Origin of the sequence: Maribellus luteus (assembly GCF_003576475.1) — a bacterium.
GTDB classification, from domain to species: Bacteria; Bacteroidota; Bacteroidia; order Bacteroidales; family Prolixibacteraceae; genus Draconibacterium; species Draconibacterium luteum.
On the sequence record NZ_QWGR01000233.1, the window covers coordinates 1 to 542 of the forward strand.

A 542-nucleotide genomic window follows, 5' to 3' on the forward strand; every position below is an offset into this window, starting at 1 on the left:
CGCATATGCGCCGTCGCGCCGGTATCTGGTTTTCTCTGAAAGGTCGGGGACGACGCCGCGACGGGCGTCGGACATCGCCTCAATGCAGGTCCGGCGCATGATCAGACGCGCTGCGTCAACCTTTGCAGACGCCTCAGCGATCTTGATCTGTGTTGTCTGCAGATCACCGAGTTTCGCGCGGTTGTAGGTCGAGGCGCGATGCTTGGCGATCCCGACGTAGTCATCAAGACAGGCCTGGGCATTACCCAGGGCTGCTCCCGAGAGAACGAACGGAAACAGTGAAAAGACTGGCAAGGCGTAAAGCGCACCGGGATTCACTCCGCTTCCAGGTGTCGCTCCACCACCAACGTCCCTGACCGCAAGGGTCATGTAATCCGGGACAAATACATCCTTGGCTTCGACATCGTTGGATCCAGTCCCCTTGAGGCCGGTCGAACTCCATGTGTCGAGAATCTTGTAGTCAGACTGCTTCAGCAAGAAGATCCGGTATTCCACACCATCCGCATCATCATCGGACGACACGATGCCTGCCAGCATGTTCC

General features: G+C 57.9%; 1 protein-coding gene. It reads right to left on the reverse strand.

All coding sequences use genetic code 11. From position 1 onward, the window contains the following. On the reverse strand, window positions 1-542 hold a 542-nt coding region (locus D1614_RS28720; protein ID WP_206610201.1), incomplete at both ends, for an acyl-CoA dehydrogenase family protein.